This is a genomic window from Ruegeria marisflavi (genome assembly GCF_025673445.1).
Taxonomy (GTDB): domain Bacteria; phylum Pseudomonadota; class Alphaproteobacteria; order Rhodobacterales; family Rhodobacteraceae; genus Ruegeria_B; species Ruegeria_B marisflavi.
Window position 1 is genome coordinate 100,139 of sequence record NZ_JAOVQN010000010.1, and the last position, 16,624, is coordinate 116,762.

At 61.0% G+C, this 16,624-nt stretch carries 17 protein-coding genes; 7 read left to right on the forward strand and 10 right to left on the reverse strand.

Translation table 11 applies throughout. The features are described 5' to 3' along the window. Positions 1-100 precede the first annotated feature (100 nt). From OEZ49_RS11380 to coxB, 9 genes are all read right to left on the reverse strand, one after another. A complete protein-coding gene (locus OEZ49_RS11380; protein ID WP_263388416.1) occupies positions 101-685 on the reverse strand; it encodes a GNAT family N-acetyltransferase in 585 nt (194 codons plus the stop codon). Further along, complete coding sequence (locus OEZ49_RS11385) at positions 685-1,947, reverse strand: M16 family metallopeptidase (RefSeq protein WP_263388417.1); 1,263 nt, start codon at positions 1,945-1,947, stop codon at positions 685-687. Before OEZ49_RS11385 ends, OEZ49_RS11380 begins: the two co-directional genes overlap by 1 nt. Further along, entirely contained in the window at positions 1,944-3,335 is a 1,392-nt protein-coding gene (gene thrC / locus OEZ49_RS11390) for a threonine synthase (protein ID WP_263388418.1), read from the reverse strand. The genes OEZ49_RS11385 and thrC overlap by 4 nt, the downstream gene beginning before the upstream one ends. A gap of 5 nt (positions 3,336-3,340) precedes the next feature. Continuing rightward, entirely contained in the window at positions 3,341-4,012 is a 672-nt protein-coding gene (locus tag OEZ49_RS11395; protein WP_263388419.1) for an SURF1 family protein, read from the reverse strand. A 170-nt stretch (positions 4,013-4,182) separates the two neighbouring features. Then, positions 4,183-4,998, reverse strand: a complete 816-nt coding sequence (locus OEZ49_RS11400) for a cytochrome c oxidase subunit 3 (protein WP_164128847.1) — start codon at positions 4,996-4,998, stop codon at positions 4,183-4,185. A 22-nt stretch (positions 4,999-5,020) separates the two neighbouring features. Then, positions 5,021-5,596, reverse strand: a complete 576-nt coding sequence (locus tag OEZ49_RS11405) for a cytochrome c oxidase assembly protein (RefSeq protein ID WP_263388420.1) — start codon at positions 5,594-5,596, stop codon at positions 5,021-5,023. Then, positions 5,596-5,763 carry a hypothetical protein gene (locus tag OEZ49_RS11410; RefSeq protein WP_263388421.1) on the reverse strand — a complete coding sequence of 56 codons (168 nt, stop codon included), beginning with the start codon at positions 5,761-5,763 and terminating at the stop codon, positions 5,596-5,598. Before OEZ49_RS11410 ends, OEZ49_RS11405 begins: the two co-directional genes overlap by 1 nt. Then, positions 5,760-6,716, reverse strand: a complete 957-nt coding sequence (gene cyoE / locus OEZ49_RS11415; RefSeq protein WP_263388422.1) for a heme o synthase — start codon at positions 6,714-6,716, stop codon at positions 5,760-5,762. Before cyoE ends, OEZ49_RS11410 begins: the two co-directional genes overlap by 4 nt. A gap of 85 nt (positions 6,717-6,801) precedes the next feature. After that, complete coding sequence (gene coxB, locus OEZ49_RS11420) at positions 6,802-7,638, reverse strand: cytochrome c oxidase subunit II (protein WP_263388423.1); 837 nt, start codon at positions 7,636-7,638, stop codon at positions 6,802-6,804. 177 nt (positions 7,639-7,815) lie between these two features. On the opposite strand from coxB, the gene tldD reads away from it, so the two are divergent. The 5 genes from tldD to OEZ49_RS11445 all read left to right on the forward strand — a co-directional run bounded on the left by tldD (position 7,816) and on the right by OEZ49_RS11445 (position 14,860). Then, positions 7,816-9,237, forward strand: a complete 1,422-nt coding sequence (gene tldD, locus OEZ49_RS11425; RefSeq protein ID WP_263388424.1) for a metalloprotease TldD — start codon at positions 7,816-7,818, stop codon at positions 9,235-9,237. A gap of 224 nt (positions 9,238-9,461) precedes the next feature. Beyond that, a complete protein-coding gene (gene dprA, locus OEZ49_RS11430) occupies positions 9,462-10,610 on the forward strand; it encodes a DNA-processing protein DprA (RefSeq protein WP_263388425.1) in 1,149 nt (382 codons plus the stop codon). Between the two features lie 164 nt (positions 10,611-10,774). After that, on the forward strand, positions 10,775-13,396 hold the full coding sequence (gene topA / locus OEZ49_RS11435; RefSeq protein WP_263388426.1) for a type I DNA topoisomerase: 2,622 nt from the start codon (positions 10,775-10,777) through the stop codon (positions 13,394-13,396). A gap of 130 nt (positions 13,397-13,526) precedes the next feature. Next, positions 13,527-14,231, forward strand: a complete 705-nt coding sequence (locus tag OEZ49_RS11440) for a CoA transferase subunit A (protein ID WP_263388427.1) — start codon at positions 13,527-13,529, stop codon at positions 14,229-14,231. Further along, positions 14,231-14,860 carry a CoA transferase subunit B gene (locus tag OEZ49_RS11445; RefSeq protein ID WP_263388428.1) on the forward strand — a complete coding sequence of 210 codons (630 nt, stop codon included), beginning with the start codon at positions 14,231-14,233 and terminating at the stop codon, positions 14,858-14,860. Before OEZ49_RS11440 ends, OEZ49_RS11445 begins: the two co-directional genes overlap by 1 nt. A 46-nt stretch (positions 14,861-14,906) precedes the next feature. Here OEZ49_RS11445 and OEZ49_RS11450 read toward each other — a convergent pair whose 3' ends face one another. Beyond that, complete coding sequence (locus OEZ49_RS11450; RefSeq protein ID WP_397545661.1) at positions 14,907-15,752, reverse strand: lytic transglycosylase domain-containing protein; 846 nt, start codon at positions 15,750-15,752, stop codon at positions 14,907-14,909. Positions 15,753-16,106: 354 nt separating this feature from the next. Here OEZ49_RS11450 and OEZ49_RS11455 point away from each other — a divergent pair, with 354 nt between their 5' ends. Together OEZ49_RS11455 and OEZ49_RS11460 are read left to right on the forward strand one after the other, a co-directional pair. Continuing rightward, a complete protein-coding gene (locus OEZ49_RS11455; RefSeq protein ID WP_263388429.1) occupies positions 16,107-16,295 on the forward strand; it encodes a hypothetical protein in 189 nt (62 codons plus the stop codon). Between the two features lie 89 nt (positions 16,296-16,384). Beyond that, positions 16,385-16,573, forward strand: a complete 189-nt coding sequence (locus OEZ49_RS11460; RefSeq protein WP_263388430.1) for a hypothetical protein — start codon at positions 16,385-16,387, stop codon at positions 16,571-16,573. The last annotated feature ends 51 nt before the right edge of the window (positions 16,574-16,624 follow it).

The window sequence follows — 16,624 nt, forward strand, 5'->3', positions numbered from 1 at the left end:
GTCGCCTTCCCCATGCTTGTTCTGGGGTAGCTTCGGCATTGGGAGTGCATCGCGTCAAATTCTATGAATGTGACGTTTCGTTGTTGGACAGCGCGCGCCCTCAGCCCGCGTCGGTGCGCCCGCGCCTGTCCGAGCGCAAGGCGGCATAAAGAACATGCGTTCGCCAGCGCCCGTTAATCTGAAGGTAGGATTGCGCGACGCCTTCGTACTTGAAACCCGAACTTTCCAGAAGCCCGCGCGACGGCAGGTTCTCGGGCAGACAGGCCGCCTCGATCCTGCTGATATCAAGCCGGGTAAACGCATGGTGCACCACTGCCCCGATAGCCTCGCGCATGTAACCCTGACGGGCGTAGGCCTGCCCGGTCCAATAACCCAGCGTCCCCGCCTGAGCCGGGCCCCGACGGATATTGTCGAGCGTAATCGCGCCAACCAGGACATCATCCGCGCGACGGAACAGGAACAGGGGAACCGCTGTCTCACCGGCGACGGATCGTTGTGCCCAATAGACCCTGTTGGTGAAACTCTTGCGGCTGAGATGGTCTGTGGCCCATGCAGGCTCCCACGGGGTCAGATAGCCCATGGACGCACGCCGCAGGGCCGCCCAATCCCGAAAATCGGAATGGACGGGCGGGCGCAGGCTCAGCCGCTCGGTCTCGAGTTTCAGCTTGCGCCTGCCCAACAGCATCACGCCGCGCGCCTCTCCTGCAATTCTTCCAGACCGGGTGCGCCCGCAACCGGACCGTAGAGCGCCAGCGCCGCCGGGGCGGATACGGCCATAGTCTCTGCAAAGGCGCGAACATCCGCTGTGGTCACCGCGTCGATCCGGGCGACGGTTTCCTCCAGCGAGGGAACGGTTCCCCAAATCTGAACCAGCCGGGCCAGCCGCTCGGCCCTGTTCGACGGGCTTTCAAGCCCCATCAGCATCCCGGCCTTCATCTGCGCGCGGGCGCGCGCCACTTCGGCCTCTGACATGTCCTCGGCGGCGCGCTTCATCTCATCGATGGTGATCGTCGCCAGTTCACCGAGCTGTTCGGCGCTGGTGCCAGCGTAGATCGTCGTGGTACCGGTGTCGGCATAGGCGCCGGTCTGGGCAAAGATTGTGTAGCAGAGACCGCGTACCTCGCGCACCTCCTGGAACAGCCGTGAGGACATGCCCCCACCCAGGGCCGACGAGTAGATCTGGGCGGTATAGATGGCATCATCGCGATACCCCGGCCCCTCAAAGGCCAGCGCGAAATGTGCCTGTTCCAGCGCCTTGTCATGGCGCGCCTCACCCCCGGTGAAACGGGCGGGAGCCGCGATCAAACCTTTGCACGGTTTGAGATGACCGAACATCTCGCTGGCAAGCCGTACCAATTTGTCATGATCCACTGCGCCGGCGGCAGACAGGATCATCTGCTCGGGACCGTAGTGTTCGGACACAAAGGCAGACAAGTCCTCGCGCGAAAACGCGCGCACGCGTTCCACTGGTCCCAGAATGGTCCGGCCCAACGGTTGGTCGCGATAACTTTCTTCCTGGAGCCAGTCAAAGATGACATCATCGGGCGTGTCGTGCGCCTGCCCGATCTCTTGCAAGATCACCCCGCGTTCAACTTCGATTTCGCGCGGGTCGAAGATGGGGTTCAGAACGATATCGCCGATCACGTCCAGACCCAGCGCGACATCGTCTTTCAGAACCCGCGCATAATAGGCCGTCACCTCGCGCGAGGTATAGGCGTTGATATAGCCGCCCACATCCTCGATCGCTTCGGCAATCTCAAGCGCGCTGCGCCGATTGGTGCCCTTGAACGCCATGTGTTCAAGGAAATGCGCAATCCCGTTCTGCTCGATCCGCTCATGACGGCCACCTGCGGTTACCCAGATGCCGATGGCCGCCGATTGCAGGCCCGGCATATGCTCGCTGACGATCCGGAAACCGTTGGCCAGTTGGTCTTGTCTTACAGTCACTCGGCGATATGCCCTCTGATATGATCCTGGATGGCCGCCAGATCGTTGGCGATGCGGGTCAGCCGTTCCGGACGTTCATACAGATCAGACATGCGCGGGGGAAGAGGCGGAAACACACCGCTTGCCTGTTCTACGGCCGCCGGAAATTTTGCCGGATGCGCGGTGGCAAGCGTGATCATTGGGCAATGGTCATCGCCACGGTTCTCTTCGGCGACCTTCACACCCACCGCAGAGTGGGGGCAGAGCAGTTCGCCGCTGTTCGCAAGCGTCGTCCGGATCGTGGCCAGCGTTTCCTCTTCCGAGGCGCGGCCCGAACTGTATGTCGCAAGCAGACTCTCCATCGCGCCCTGACTGACTTTGAAACCGCCAGATTTCAACTCCTCCATCACTTGCGACACCGCTGCCCCATCCTGCCCGTAGGCGTAGTAGAGCGCGCGTTCAAAATTGGAGCTAACCTGGATGTCCATCGACGGGCTGATCGAGGGGACCGTTTCGCCCTTGAAATAGCCCTTCCCGGACAGGCAGCGGTGCAGGATGTCGTTCTGGTTGGTTGCCACCACCAGCTGTTCGATCGGCAGCCCCATCCGCTTGGCGATGTAGCCCGCGAAAATATCGCCGAAATTACCAGTCGGCACCGTAAAACTGATTTTGCGATGCGGTGCGCCCAGACTGGTGGCGGCCGAAAAGTAATAAACCACCTGCGCCAGAACCCGCGCGAAGTTGATCGAGTTCACGCCAGCCAGCCGCACCCCGTCGCGGAAGGCGAAGTCGTTGAACATGTCCTTGACCCGCGCCTGGCAGTCATCGAAATCGCCATCCACCGCCAGCGCGTGCACATTGCTGTCGGCGGGCGTGGTCATCTGGCGGCGCTGCACCTCGCTGACCCGGCCATGCGGGAACAATATGAAGACATTGACCGCGTCGAGCCCCCGGAACGCCTCAATCGCGGCCGAACCGGTATCGCCCGAGGTGGCGCCGACGATGGTCACCGTCTCGCCGCGCCGTTTCAGGGCCAGTTGGAACAATTGCCCGATCAGCTGCATGGCGAAATCCTTGAAGGCCAGCGTAGGACCATGGAAAAGCTCAAGCAGGAAATGGTTCTCGTTCAACTGTTTCAGCGGCGCCCGGGCAGCATGGCCAAACCCGGAATAGGCGCGTGCGATCGCGCCCTTGAACTCATCTTCCGAGAACGAACCGCTTACAAAGGGCCACATCACGCGAAAGGCGATCTCTTCGTAAGGCAACCCGGCAAGGCCCGCGATTTCGTCTTGAGTCAGAGTGGGAATCTCGGCCGGCAAGTACAAACCGCCATCGCGCGCCAGGCCAGTCAGCATTGCTTCTTCGAACGTCAGTTCCGGTGCCTGGCCCCGGGTAGAGATATACTTCATGGATATTAGCCTTTCGTTCGGGCGCGGCTGCGCCACAGAAACAGGATGGTCATGGCGGTCCAGACAAGGGCCAGCGCAAACCATGTGATTGCGTATTGCAGGTGGTCGTTCGGGATACCGGCGGAATCGACTGGCAGCGGCGCGACCCCCGGATCGGTCCGTTCCCGGGCGATCACAAGGACCGGTTCGGTTCCCAGTTCTACCGCCATCGCGTCAACATCGCGTGCAAACCAGATGTTCGACTTGAGATCCGGCACCGGCGTGTAGCTGTCGATCTCATCCGGCCAGTGAAGATTGCCGGTAACCTCCATGGGCCCGGCGACGCGCGCGGTCTGCTTGTCCTCGGTCGGGATGAACCCTCGATCGACGAGAATTCGACGCCCCTCGTCGGTGACGAATGGTGCTATGATCCTGTACCCCGGCCCCACCATCTTTACCGACACCAGCACATGCAGCTCTTGAGGGTCAAATACGCCGGTAACCGCGACAGGCAAGTACTTGTCCTGGTCCGGTTCGGGAAGTGCCGGAAGCGGCATGGTCGCCCCTGCGATGCGGCTGTCGATCTCGGCGAGCAGCCCCTCTTTCCAGGCCAGCCTGCGCACCTGCCATGTCCCCAGGGACAGGAGGATGCCAAGGCCCGCAACCCCGAAGATCAACAAAAACAAAACCCGGCCCATTATGGCTCCGACAAGAAGGTGTTCGGCCCGGCGTAGGCCGGTGCCTTGTTATGTTGGGAAAGCCCGACAATGCAACCGGGCAATTGTATCGGGTGCAATAGTTCGTATCGCGAGAAAAAGGAAAGCCGCCTTGGCGGCGGCTTTCCGGGATATTGCGTCGAGCCTTGCGCTCAGAGCAGCGGCCACTGGCCCCAGATGTAGACCGCAAAGAACAGGAACAGCCACACCACATCAACGAAGTGCCAGTACCAGGCAGCAGCCTCAAAGCCGATGTGCTTTTCCGGTGTGAAGTCGCCCTTGAGCGCGCGCAGCAGACAGATGGTCAGGAAGATGGTCCCGATGATCACATGCGCACCGTGGAACCCGGTTGCCATAAAGAAGTTCGAGTAGAACTGGTCGCCGCCAAAGGTCCAGTCTTCGTGCAGCAGCAGCTCGGCATACTCATAACCTTGCAGGAAGGTGAACGCGACGCCAAGGACAATGCCGATCGACAGGCCCTGGATCAGCGCCTTGCGGTCGTTGTTATGCACCAATGCGTGGTGCGCCCAGGTCACCGCGCAGCCCGAGAGCAACAGCACCAGCGTGTTGATCAGCGGCAGGTGAAACGGATCGACAGCGTGGATGTTCGGTGCCACGTATTCCGTGCCGATATAGTCCTGCATCGGATACATGCGATGCTTGAAGAACGACCAGAACCAGGCGAAGAAGAACATCACCTCGGACATGATGAACAGGATCACGCCGTAACGCAGACCGATGCGCACAACCGGAGTATGATCGCCCTGGCGGCTTTCAACGACAACCTCGGACCACCACGCGAACATGACGTATAGCACAGCAACAAGGCCGGCCCAGAACAGCCAGGCCGTGATGCCATGCATCCAGAGCACGGCCCCGAACAGCATGACGAAACCGCCAATTGCGCCGATCAGCGGCCAGATCGACGGGGCCAGAATATGATAATCGTGGTTCTTAGCGTGTGCCATCAGTGTCCCTCACCTTGCGGCGTTAGTTCGTATTGGTTTCGGTCTGCTTATCGAGGGCGGCATAGCCCTCGGGCAGGTCGATTTCGTAGAATGTATACGACAGCGTGATCGTATGCACATATTTCGCGTCCCGATCGTTTACGATCTCGGGATCGACAAAGAAGCTGACGGGCATCTGCACCCGTTCGCCCGGTTGCAACACCTGCTCTTCGAAGCAGAAACAGGCGATCTTGTCGAAATAGCCCCCTGCCGAATAAGGTGCGACGTTGTAGGAAGCCTGCCCTGCCACTGGTCGGTCCGTGGGGTTGTAGGCCTCGTAAAAGGCCAGGCCGGTTTCACCGATCCGTAGTTCCATTTCCTGCTGGACCGGACGGAACTCCCACGGCATTCCGCGCTCTTTTGAAGCGTCGAAGCGAACCTTGATGGTCTTGTCCAGGATGCTGTCCGAGCCCGCGTCCGCCACACCCGTCGTCCCGCCAAAACCTGTGACCCGGCAGAACCAGTCGTAAAACGGGACTGATGCCCAGGACAGCGCGCCCATCACGAGAACAACCGATACCAGTTGCACAACTGTTTTCTGAGGTCCCTTCAACGCCATCAGTTCTGCACCTCCACATTGCCGCGCGGCGGTTCGAAGTCCCCACGGGTCACTTTGACCACGGTCAGACCGAAGATGATCACAATGAACCCGGCCAAGGTCAGCGCCACCCCTAGATTCCGGCCAAACCGTCGCTGATGCAGTTCATGGGTCGGACGCAGGCTCATTGCCAGCCCCCCAGCCCGTAAGGTTTGAGCAGGGCTTCGACCAGAATCGCACCGAAGTGAAGGAACAGATAGAGAAGGGACAGTTTGAAGAAACTGCGCTCGACCCCGAAATTATCGGCCTCGGAGTCGTTTTCGTCACGACGCCAGATCCGCACTGCGCCCATCAGGAAGAGCGCATTCAACACCAAGGCAACAGTCAGGTAGACCGGGCCGCCGATATCCGAGAAAGCGGTACCCAAAGCGAGCAGCGCAAGCAGGATCGTGTAGACGAGAATATGCACCCGCGTGGCGCGACGGCCATGGGTCACGGTCAACATCGGTACGCCCGCATCGTCGTAGTCCGAACGCATAAACAGCGCCAGCGCCCAGAAATGCGGAGGAGTCCACATGAAGGTCAGTGCGAACATCAGCCAAGGTTCGACCGACATGCCGCCGGTCGCCGCAATCCAGCCGATCACCGGAGGGAACGCCCCAGCGGCGCCACCGATGACGATGTTCTGCGGCGTCGTCCGCTTCAGCCACATGGTATAGACAACCACGTAGAAAAAGATGGTGAAGGCCAGAAACGCGCCGGCAAAGACATTGGTGGCCAGCGCCAACATCATCACCGACATGCCGGAAAGCGCCAGGCCCAGTGCCAGTGCTTCACCTGGTTCGACTTTGCCTGCCGGAATCGGACGTTTCTTGGTGCGTTTCATGACGCGGTCGATGTCCGCATCCCACCACATGTTCAGTGCGCCTGAGGCGCCGCCGCCGATCGCGATGAACAAGATTGCGCAAAACGCGATGAACGGGTGGACAGGAACCGGTGCCGCCAGAAGCCCGACAAGCGCAGTGAACACCACAAGCGACATCACACGCGGCTTGAGCAGCGTAAAGTAATCGCCAAAGCCTGCCTCGTCTTGGCGGCTTGCGATCCGGGAAGGGCTTGCGTTGAAGCTTGCGTCGCTCATGCGCTCGTCTCTTTGGGCGAAAGCTGCGCGGTGGCCGCGCAGCTTGTATCAGTCAAGTTTTGGCGAAGAAATCGCCGGGTGCCGATCAGTTGGAAGCAACCAGGATGGACTGCGGAATGCCCGCATACTCTTCCTTGGCGCCTTCCAGCCACTTGGCATATTCGGCTTCGCTCACAACCTTGACCGTGATCGGCATGTAGGCGTGATCCTTGCCGCACAGTTCTGAGCACTGGCCGAAATAGACGCCTTCTTTCTCGGCTGCAAACCACAGCTGGGCCAGGCGGCCGGGGACAGCGTCCTGCTTCACGCCGAAGGCCGGGATGGTCCAGGCATGGATGACATCGGCGCCGGTCACGCTCATGACCACGACCTTGCCCACAGGCACGACAACGGCGGTGTCGGTGGCAAGCAAATACTCGTCTTCGGAATAGCCGTGCTCGGTCAGGGCTTCCTTTTCCAACTTGAAGCTTTCAAAGCCAAAGCCTTCGTCGGTGTATTCATAACCCCAGTACCACTGGTAGCCGGTCACCTTGATGTGAATGTCAGCCTCGGGAATTTCCTGGCTCTTGAACAGAACCGGAAGCGAGAAGGCACCGATGAAAACCAGGACCAGGATCGGCCCCACGGTCCAAAGGATCTCGACCGGGGTGTAGTGCGAAAACTTGGCGGGTGTTGGATTTGCGCGACTGTTGAAACGCACAATGCACCAAATCAACAAGCCAGCGACCAGGATACAGATGGCCGAGATGATGACCAGCACCATGTAATCGAGTGACTGCAATTCGCGAGCCAATTCCGTGGCGGCCGGTTGGAAACCCATGGCTGCATCTACCGGTTTCCCGATCGATTCAAGTTCCTGCGCCACTGCCGGCAGGCCGGTAAAGGTGGCGAGAAGCGCCGAAAGCGTCAAAGCGTTCTTCATGTTCTGTCCTGATCGTTTGATCTTTGCGTCCCTTACGGGCGAACAATGAATCGAGATCCACTCCGCCCGTTGTCTTTGGTCGCGTTAAAAATCATATTCCGGGAGGCAGATAAAGCAAAATGCTTGCGTCAAACAGACGCTATTTTTGATCTGGATCAAATGACAAGGACGTAAACCATGGCGCAAGACCGTTTTCGCCCCTTTGAAACCGCGCTTCCGCTGGACCAGGCGCAGACGATCCTGCGTCAGGCGACGGACGGCGCGGACGATGGCGAAATCTATGTCGAGCGGCGCAAATCGGAGGCGCTGAGCTTCGACGACGGGCGTCTGCGTTCAGCATCCTATGACGCATCCGAAGGATTCGGCTTGCGCGCCGTTCGCGGAGAGGTGGCAGGCTACGCGCATTCGACCGAAGTCTCTATTCCTGCCTTGCGCCGTGCCTCAGAAACCGCACGACTGGCTGTTCAAGACGGCGGCGGTATTCTGGCCGAGGCACCTAAACCGACCAACAAACACCTCTACACGGAAAATGATCCGATTGAATCGGCATCCTTTCCGGTGAAGATCGAGACCTTGAGAGAAATCGACGCGTATACTCGCGACCTCGATTCAAGAGTCGTGCAGGTATCAGCGTCGATTGCGGCCAGCCTTCAGGAAATAGAGATTCTGCGCCCCGACGGCGTGCACGTCCGGGATGTGCGCCCCATGACGCGCGTGAACGTATCCGTGATTGTCGAACGCGGCGGCCGCCGGGAAAGCGGAAGCGCCGGTGGTGGAGGCCGGGTTGGGCTCGATGGCTTGCTTGATCCGGCCTATTGGCAGGCCCAGGCGCGGGAGGCGCTGAGAATCGCGCTGGTCAACCTGGATGCCGAACCCGCGCCTGCGGGGGTCATGGAAGTTGCCCTCGGGCCGGGCTGGCCCGGCATTCTACTTCACGAGGCAATTGGCCATGGGCTGGAGGGCGATTTCAACCGCAAGGGAAGCTCTGCCTTTGCCGGGCTGATGGGCCAGCAGGTTGCCGCGCGCGGGGTTACTGTGGTCGATGACGGCACCCTGCCTGACCGGCGCGGCTCGATTACCATTGATGACGAGGGTACGCCCTCGCGCCGCACCGTGCTGATCGAGGACGGCATTCTGACCGGCTATATGCAGGACAGGCAGAATGCCCGCCTGATGGGGGTGGAACCCACAGGCAACGGGCGGCGTCAGAGCTATGCGCACAAGCCGATGCCACGCATGACCAATACCGTAATGCTGGGCGGCGATGCCAATCCCGCCGATCTGGTGGCTGAGATCAAAGACGGCATCTGGGCGGTGGGTTTCGGTGGCGGCCAGGTCGATATCACCAACGGCAAGTTCGTTTTTTCCTGCACCGAGGCCTACCGGGTGCGCAACGGCCGTGTCGGCGCCCCGGTCAAGGGAGCCACCTTGATCGGCGACGGTCCTTCGGCGCTGATGCGCATTCGGGGGGTGGGCAATGACATGGCGCTCGACCCCGGCATGGGCACCTGCGGTAAGGAAGGCCAATGGGTGCCGGTGGGTGTGGGACAGCCCACGGTGCTGATGGATGGGCTGACTGTGGGGGGCTCCGCAGCCTGAGACCGGACGGCGGCAAGGTAAACAGCTTTGCCGCCGATTCGCTTCTCTGCGTTCGAGCAGCCCACGGGCTCGTCCAGAGATCATTCATCAAAGTTCTTTTGTTTCAGATAGTTGAGCGTGACTTTCTGTCCCGACCGCAAAAAACTGCGAAAAATTTAGCATGATTCACCACCTGTTAACGGGCCGGGCTGTAAACCTGTTTCTGCAAACAGGCGGAGCGACGGATGACCGAGGAACAGTTTTCTTCCTATCACCCCCCACTCCCACCCACCACGGAAGAGGACCGATTTTCCTGGCTCCGCCTTTTGCGCTCGCGCAGAGTTGGCCCGACAACGTTCCGCCGACTGATGCACGAGCATGGCACGGCGCAGAACGCGCTGGTTGCGCTGCCTGAAGTGGCACGTGCCGCCGGGGTCGAGGGCTATGAAATATGCCCGCCCGGTGTTGTCGAAGCAGAGCTCAAGGCCGCAAAAGCCGCGCAAGCGCGGCTTTTGTGCTTGGGTGATAACGACTATCCCCTTCACTTGGCGGAGTTGTCGGATGCGCCGCCAATCCTGTGGCTGATCGGCGATCCGGCCCTGCTGCGCCGCCCGATGATCGCGCTGGTGGGTGCCCGAAATGCCTCGTCACTGGGCACCCGCATGGCGCGGGCCTTGGCTCAGGAACTGGGCGCCGCCGGTTTTGTCGTGGTCTCGGGCCTGGCGCGCGGCATCGACACCGCCGCACATCTGGCGGCGCTGCCCAGCGGCACCATCGCGGTGATGGCCGGTGGGGTCGACACGATCTATCCCGCCGAAAACACCCATCTGGCTGGCGATATCGCACGTCAGGGGCTGCGGCTGTCGGAACAGCCGATGCGCCTGACCCCGCAGGCCCGCCATTTCCCGCGCCGCAACCGTATCATCTCGGGCCTGGCCCAGGCGGTGGTGGTGGTCGAGGCCGCCGCCAAATCCGGCAGCCTGATCACCGCGCGCGACGCGCTGGATCAGGGGCGCGAGGTTCTGGCGGTGCCCGGTCACCCGTTCGACGCCCGCGCCGCCGGTTGCAACATGCTGATCCGTGACGGCGCCCATCTGGTGCGCAATGCCGAAGACGTGATCGTTGCCCTTCCCGCCCTGACGGCGCCGCGATCGCAACCCGATCTGTGCGACCTGATGCAACAGCCGGCACCGCCCCCCAAACGCAGCCTGCGCGAGACCGCGGCGCTGCACAGCCTGATCCTCGACCGGCTTGGTCCCTCGCCGGTGGCCGAGGATCAGCTGATCCGCGATCTGGCCGCCAGCCCGGGCGAGGTCGCCCCGGTGCTGGTCGATCTTGAACTGGAAGGCAGGATCAACCGTCAGGCCGGCGGGCTGCTGTCGCGCGTCAACTGACCCCTGCCCGACACCTGCCCAAGGCCGCGACAGGCCGGTACCACCCGCCACTGACACTCGGAACAACTGCGCCCAAACAGCACCGATTGACAATCGGGGCTTGCACCCCACATGTTGCCCCGCCATAGAACGCGCCGTGTCCGATGAATGAGGTTCCTATCTAAATGCCTGTTGTTGTTGTAGAATCCCCTGCCAAGGCAAAAACGATCAACAAATATCTCGGCTCGGACTACACGGTTCTGGCATCTTATGGCCATGTGCGCGACCTGCCTGCCAAGGACGGATCGGTCGATCCCGAGCACGATTTCGACATGACCTGGGAGGTCGCTGCCGACAGTCGCAAGCATGTCAAGGCAATCGCCGACGCCCTGGCCCAGGACAACGAACTGATCCTCGCCACCGACCCCGATCGCGAGGGCGAGGCGATCAGCTGGCACCTGCAGGAGGCGCTGACCAAGCGCCGTTCGATCAAGAAGGGCACCGCCGTCAGCCGCGTCACCTTCAACGCCATCACCAAGGACGCGGTGACCAAGGCGATGCAGAACCCGCGCCAGGTCGACATGCCGCTGGTCGAGGCCTATCTGGCCCGTCGCGCGCTGGATTATCTGGTGGGCTTCAACCTGTCCCCGGTGCTGTGGCGCAAGCTGCCCGGCGCGCGCAGCGCGGGCCGGGTGCAATCGGTCTGCCTGCGCCTGATCGTCGAGCGCGAGATGGAGATCGAGGCTTTCAAGCCGGTGGAATACTGGTCGGTCAAGGCGCTGCTGGAAACCCCGCGCGGTCAGGCCTATGAAGCGCGTCTGGTCACGCTGGCGGGCAACAAGCTCGAAAAGATGGACCTGTCCAACGCCACCCAGGCCGAACTGGCGGTGCAGGCGATCACCAGCCGCGCGCTGAGCATCCAGTCGGTCGAGGCGAAACCGGCGGCGCGCAACCCTTCTGCGCCTTTCATGACATCGACCCTGCAACAAGAGGCCAGCCGCAAATTCGGTATGGGCGCGCGCCACTGCATGAGCGCGGCGCAGCGCCTCTATGAGGCCGGGCACATCACCTATATGCGGACCGACGGCATCGACATGGCACCCGAGGCGGTCATGGCCACCCGCGACGCCATTGCCGAGCGGTTCGGGGCCGAATACGTGCCCGACAGCCCGCGCATGTACAAGAACAAGGCCAAGAACGCGCAAGAGGCGCATGAATGCATCCGCCCCACCGACATGCGCAAGGATGCCGCCGCGCTGAAGCTGAAAGACGAGGATCAGCGCCGTCTCTATGACCTGATCTGGAAACGCACCATCGCCTGTCAGATGGCCGCCGCCCGGCTGGAGCGGACCACGGTCGAGATCGGCAGTGCCGATGGCCAGGTCGGCCTGCGCGCCACCGGCCAGGTGGTGCTGTTCGACGGGTTCCTGCGCGTCTACGAAGAGGGGCGCGACGATGTCGAGAATGACGAGGACAAGCGCCTGCCCCAGATCTCGATGGGGGAAAAGGCGGTCTTTGCCAAGACCTCGCTGGCCGATCAGTTCGCCAAGGCTACCGGAGATGCCCCGCTGACCGAGGGTGCCAAGATCGCCAAAGAGGCGATTCTGTCCGAGAACGAGGCTGTGCTGGCGCTGCAACATCACACCCAGCCGCCGCCGCGCTATACCGAGGCGACGCTGGTCAAACGGATGGAAGAGCTGGGCATCGGCCGACCCTCGACCTATGCCTCGGTCATCACCACGATCCAGGACCGCGAATATGTCCGCAAGGACAAGAACCGCCTGATCCCCGAGGAAAAAGGCCGCATCGTCACCATCTTCCTGCTGAACTTCTTCCACCAGTATGTGGGTTACGAGTTCACCGCCAATCTGGAAGAGCAACTGGATGACGTCAGCGCGGGCTCGCGCGATTACAAGGACCTGCTGGGCCGGTTCTGGCGCGATTTCTCGGCGGCGATCAGCGAAACATCCGAGCTGCGCATCTCCGAAGTGCTCGACAAGCTGGACGAGGCGCTGGCGCCTCAGCTCTATCCGCCGCGCGAGGATGGGTCCGATCCACGGATCTGCCCCAAATGCGGCACCGGCCAGTTGCATCTGAAAACTTCGCGCACAGGCGGGTTCGTCGGCTGCGGCAACTATCCCGAATGCCGCTATACCCGCCCGCTGAGCGGCGACGCCGATGACAGTGCCGAGCGACTGCTGGGCGAGGATGGCGGCGACGAGATCTGGCTCAAGGCGGGTCGGTTCGGGCCCTACGTCCAGCGCGGCGAAGTCAGCGAAGAGAACAAGAAGCCGCCGCGCGCCAGCCTGCCCCGTGGCTGGTCGACCGATGATGTTGACCTCGAAAAAGCGCTGATGCTGCTTAATCTCCCACGCGAGGTCGGCACCCACCCCGAAGATGGTGTCATGATCGAGGCGGGGATCGGGCGGTTCGGCCCCTTTGTGAAACATGGGGCGCTCTATGCCAACCTCAAGGAGGTGGACGAGGTCTTTACCATCGGCATGAACCGGGCGGTCGAAGTCCTGGCACAAAAGGCCGCAGGCCGCGCCGGGCGTGGCGCCGCGGCAACCCCGCTCAAGGAACTCGGCGAACATCCGGAACTGGGCGGGGCGGTCAACGTTCTGAGCGGACGTTATGGGCCTTATGTCAAGTGGGGCAAGGTCAACGCCACCCTGCCCAAGGACGTGGAGCCGGCGGATGTGACGATGGAGATGGCGGTACAACTGATCGCGGCAAAAGCCACGAAATCTGGAAGCGGCAAAAAGACTGCGAAAAAAGCCGCGCCCAAGAAAGCCGCTAAATCTTAAGCTGCACTGGCTCGGCTTTGACGCCGGGCCATTTCATTAGGTAGAAATACCCCCTGTTGCACGGCTCATTGACTCCGCGCTGACGCGGCGGCAAAACCAGCGCAATCACCAAGTCTTTGGGGGAGTTTCCATGAAAAAAGTCTATGCCAACGCCACCGAAGCACTCGACGGGGTGCTCCGGGATGGCATGTTGATCGCGGCCGGCGGGTTCGGCCTGTGCGGCATTCCCGAATTGCTGCTTCAGGCGATCAAGGAATCCGGCGTCAAGAATCTGACCTTTGCCTCGAACAATGCCGGCGTCGACGATTTCGGCATCGGCATCCTGTTGCAGACCAAGCAGGTCAAGAAGATGATCAGCTCTTACGTGGGCGAGAATGCCGAGTTCATGCGCCAGTACCTCTCTGGCGAGCTGGAACTGGAATTCAACCCGCAGGGCACCCTAGCCGAGCGTATGCGCGCTGGCGGCGCGGGCATCCCGGGCTTTTATACCAAGACCGGTGTCGGCACCGTTATCGCGGATGGTAAGGAACACAAGGACTTCAACGGTCAGACCTATATCCTCGAAGAAGGCATCTTTGCCGACCTGTCGATCGTCAAGGCTTGGAAAGCGGACGAGACCGGCAACCTGGTGTTCCGCAAGACCGCGCGCAACTTCAACCTGCCCGCCGCAACCTGTGGCAAGATCTGCGTGGCCGAAGTGGAAGAGATCGTGCCGACCGGCTCGCTCGACCCTGATTGCATCCACCTGCCCGGCATCTATGTGCACCGCCTGATCCAGGGCGAGCATGAAAAACGCATCGAGCAGCGCACCGTGCGCAAGAAGGAGACCGCATAATGGCTTGGGACCGCAACCAGATGGCCGCCCGCGCGGCACAAGAGCTTCAGGACGGTTGGTATGTGAACCTCGGCATCGGCATTCCGACGCTGGTTTCAAACTACATCCCCAAAGGTGTGAACGTGACCCTGCAATCGGAAAACGGCATGCTGGGCATGGGCCCTTTCCCGTTTGAGGGTGACGAGGATCCCGATCTGATCAACGCGGGCAAGCAGACCATCACCGAACTGCCGCAAACCGCTTACTTCGACAGCGCAACGTCGTTCGCGATGATCCGGGGGGGCAAGATCGCCATGGCGATCCTGGGCGCGATGGAAGTGGCCGAGAATGGCGACCTGGCGAACTGGATGATCCCCGGCAAGTTGGTCAAGGGCATGGGCGGCGCGATGGATCTGGTGGCAGGTGTCGGACGTGTGGTGGTGGTCATGGACCATGCCAACAAGCACGGCGAGTCGAAGGTGCTGAAGGAATGCACCCTGCCGCTGACCGGCAAGGGCGTGGTCGATCGCATAATCACCAACCTTGGTGTGCTGGACGTGGTCGAAGGCGGTCTGAAAATCGTTGAACTGGCCGACGGCGTCAGCGAAGAGGAATTTCGCGCCGCGACCGAGGCAACGCTGGTCAACTGATCGACGCAGGTATTGTGACAGGCCCGCCCGAACCGGCGGGCCTTTTCTATTGCATGGCCGTGAACACGCAACCGTCGGTGATCAGTTGCGGTGGGGTCGCGCACAGGCTGCGGGCCACCTGGTAGGCGGCCAGAACCTTTGGCACATAATCCCGGGTCTCGGCAAAGGGCGGAACACCGCTGTGCTGGCGTACGGCCCCCTCGCCCGCGTTGTAACCGGCCAGAACCATCACAGGATCGCGCCCGAACTCTCCCATCAACCAGTTCAGGTATTTGACACCACCCGCGATATTCTCGTCCGGAGACAGGCTGTTGGATACGCCAAAGCGCTCGGCTGTAGCAGGCATCAGTTGCATAAGCCCCTGGGCACCTGCCCGGCTGACGGCATCTGATTTACCCGCCGATTCCACCGCGATCACCGCCAGGACAAGGGCCGGGGAAACTTCGGTCCCGATGGTCGAGCGTAGAATCGAACGCCCCTGCGCCCGGGCGATCTCCTGCAGGGTCTGCATGCGCGGGGCATCCACCCCACCGCCGGACAAAGTCACAAGTATCTCGTCGATTCGACCCGGGGCCGACTGATCCAGCGCCGGCGATACCTTGTCCCAGAACCATGCATATCGGCCTTGCTTGTCAGGTGCCGGCAGGCTGGCGGCAATTGCAGTCTCGGCAGGTTCAGAGTCCTCGATTGGCCGTCCGCGACCGCCAACCGGCGCCAAGGCGTGTTCTTCGGCCGTGATCTGAACATCCACGCGCGGCCGGCTTCCAGGCGCCGGAGCCTTGATCCGTTTGGATTTTACCTCGGGAAAAGGTGCCGGGGTGTCTGCCAAAACAACCATAGGCGGCGCCACCAGGGCGATTCCCGCAATCATCACGATGTATCTGAGGTCCATCTGCTCGCCTCTAGATATGCTTTTTTGCCAGTTTGTGCGGAACAACGGGGTCAAAATCCAGAAAAACCTGCCAGATTGCGGCGATTTTGCCTCATTTGAAGCCTTTCGGCATCGACACAACCAGTGCTCGCAACATTGGTAAAATTTCTTTTTCCTTAAATTCAAAGACTTACCGGAAAAGTGAGGGAAAAGTTAAATTCGGGCAGAAAATTTCTGCTTTTGGCCCAAATCCTGCCACGGCTGACCGGCAAATATACACCCATACCGCGACGGACATGAGCCAACGAGAGAGAGCAGGTTCAGACGGACGGCGAGGTTGAGAAACACTCTTGTGATCCTTAGGAGGGACTAACCATGATCAAGTTCATCAAAAACTTCCGTAAAGACGAAGATGGCGCAGTGACCGTTGACTGGGTCGTGCTGACCGCAGCTGTCGTAGCCCTGGCCGCCGTCGCCTACAACGGCATCTCGACCGGTACCGGCACTCTGTCGACCGCGATCAACACCGAGCTGGGCAGCGTGACGCCGGATACCGGCCTGTAATCGCTTAGCAGGCTACACCGAAACGGGGCCGCGTCTTTTTCACAAGGCGTGGCCCTTTTTTCTGAACTCAACGCGACGGAGGTACTGCCATGCTGAAACGCTACAAGCTCTTCGCAAGTGAAGAAGACGGCGCCGTCACGGTCGATTGGGTGGTATTGACCGCCGCAGTCGTGTCGCTAGCCGGAATCGCCTATTCGGCGATCAATGGTCCAACTGGGGACGTTTCGTTAGCCGTTTCTACTACTATCGGCGGGGTGACAGTAGACAGTGGTCTCTGACCCTGTCTGCACCTTGCTGGACAGATGACCGCAATTGTTCTCAATCGGCAA

Coding starts and splice junctions, on each gene's coding strand:
- OEZ49_RS11380 (WP_263388416.1), bottom strand. CDS start 685: ATGCTGTTGGGCAGGCGCAAGCTGAAACTCGAGACCGAGCGGCTGAGC.
- thrC (WP_263388418.1), bottom strand. CDS start 3,335: ATGAAGTATATCTCTACCCGGGGCCAGGCACCGGAACTGACGTTCGAA.
- OEZ49_RS11395 (WP_263388419.1), bottom strand. CDS start 4,012: ATGGGCCGGGTTTTGTTTTTGTTGATCTTCGGGGTTGCGGGCCTTGGC.
- OEZ49_RS11400 (WP_164128847.1), bottom strand. CDS start 4,998: ATGGCACACGCTAAGAACCACGATTATCATATTCTGGCCCCGTCGATC.
- OEZ49_RS11405 (WP_263388420.1), bottom strand. CDS start 5,596: ATGGCGTTGAAGGGACCTCAGAAAACAGTTGTGCAACTGGTATCGGTT.
- OEZ49_RS11410 (WP_263388421.1), bottom strand. CDS start 5,763: ATGAGCCTGCGTCCGACCCATGAACTGCATCAGCGACGGTTTGGCCGG.
- cyoE (WP_263388422.1), bottom strand. CDS start 6,716: ATGAGCGACGCAAGCTTCAACGCAAGCCCTTCCCGGATCGCAAGCCGC.
- coxB (WP_263388423.1), bottom strand. CDS start 7,638: ATGAAGAACGCTTTGACGCTTTCGGCGCTTCTCGCCACCTTTACCGGC.
- tldD (WP_263388424.1), top strand. CDS start 7,816: ATGGCGCAAGACCGTTTTCGCCCCTTTGAAACCGCGCTTCCGCTGGAC.
- dprA (WP_263388425.1), top strand. CDS start 9,462: ATGACCGAGGAACAGTTTTCTTCCTATCACCCCCCACTCCCACCCACC.
- topA (WP_263388426.1), top strand. CDS start 10,775: ATGCCTGTTGTTGTTGTAGAATCCCCTGCCAAGGCAAAAACGATCAAC.
- OEZ49_RS11440 (WP_263388427.1), top strand. CDS start 13,527: ATGAAAAAAGTCTATGCCAACGCCACCGAAGCACTCGACGGGGTGCTC.
- OEZ49_RS11445 (WP_263388428.1), top strand. CDS start 14,231: ATGGCTTGGGACCGCAACCAGATGGCCGCCCGCGCGGCACAAGAGCTT.
- OEZ49_RS11450 (WP_397545661.1), bottom strand. CDS start 15,752: ATGGACCTCAGATACATCGTGATGATTGCGGGAATCGCCCTGGTGGCG.
- OEZ49_RS11455 (WP_263388429.1), top strand. CDS start 16,107: ATGATCAAGTTCATCAAAAACTTCCGTAAAGACGAAGATGGCGCAGTG.
- OEZ49_RS11460 (WP_263388430.1), top strand. CDS start 16,385: ATGCTGAAACGCTACAAGCTCTTCGCAAGTGAAGAAGACGGCGCCGTC.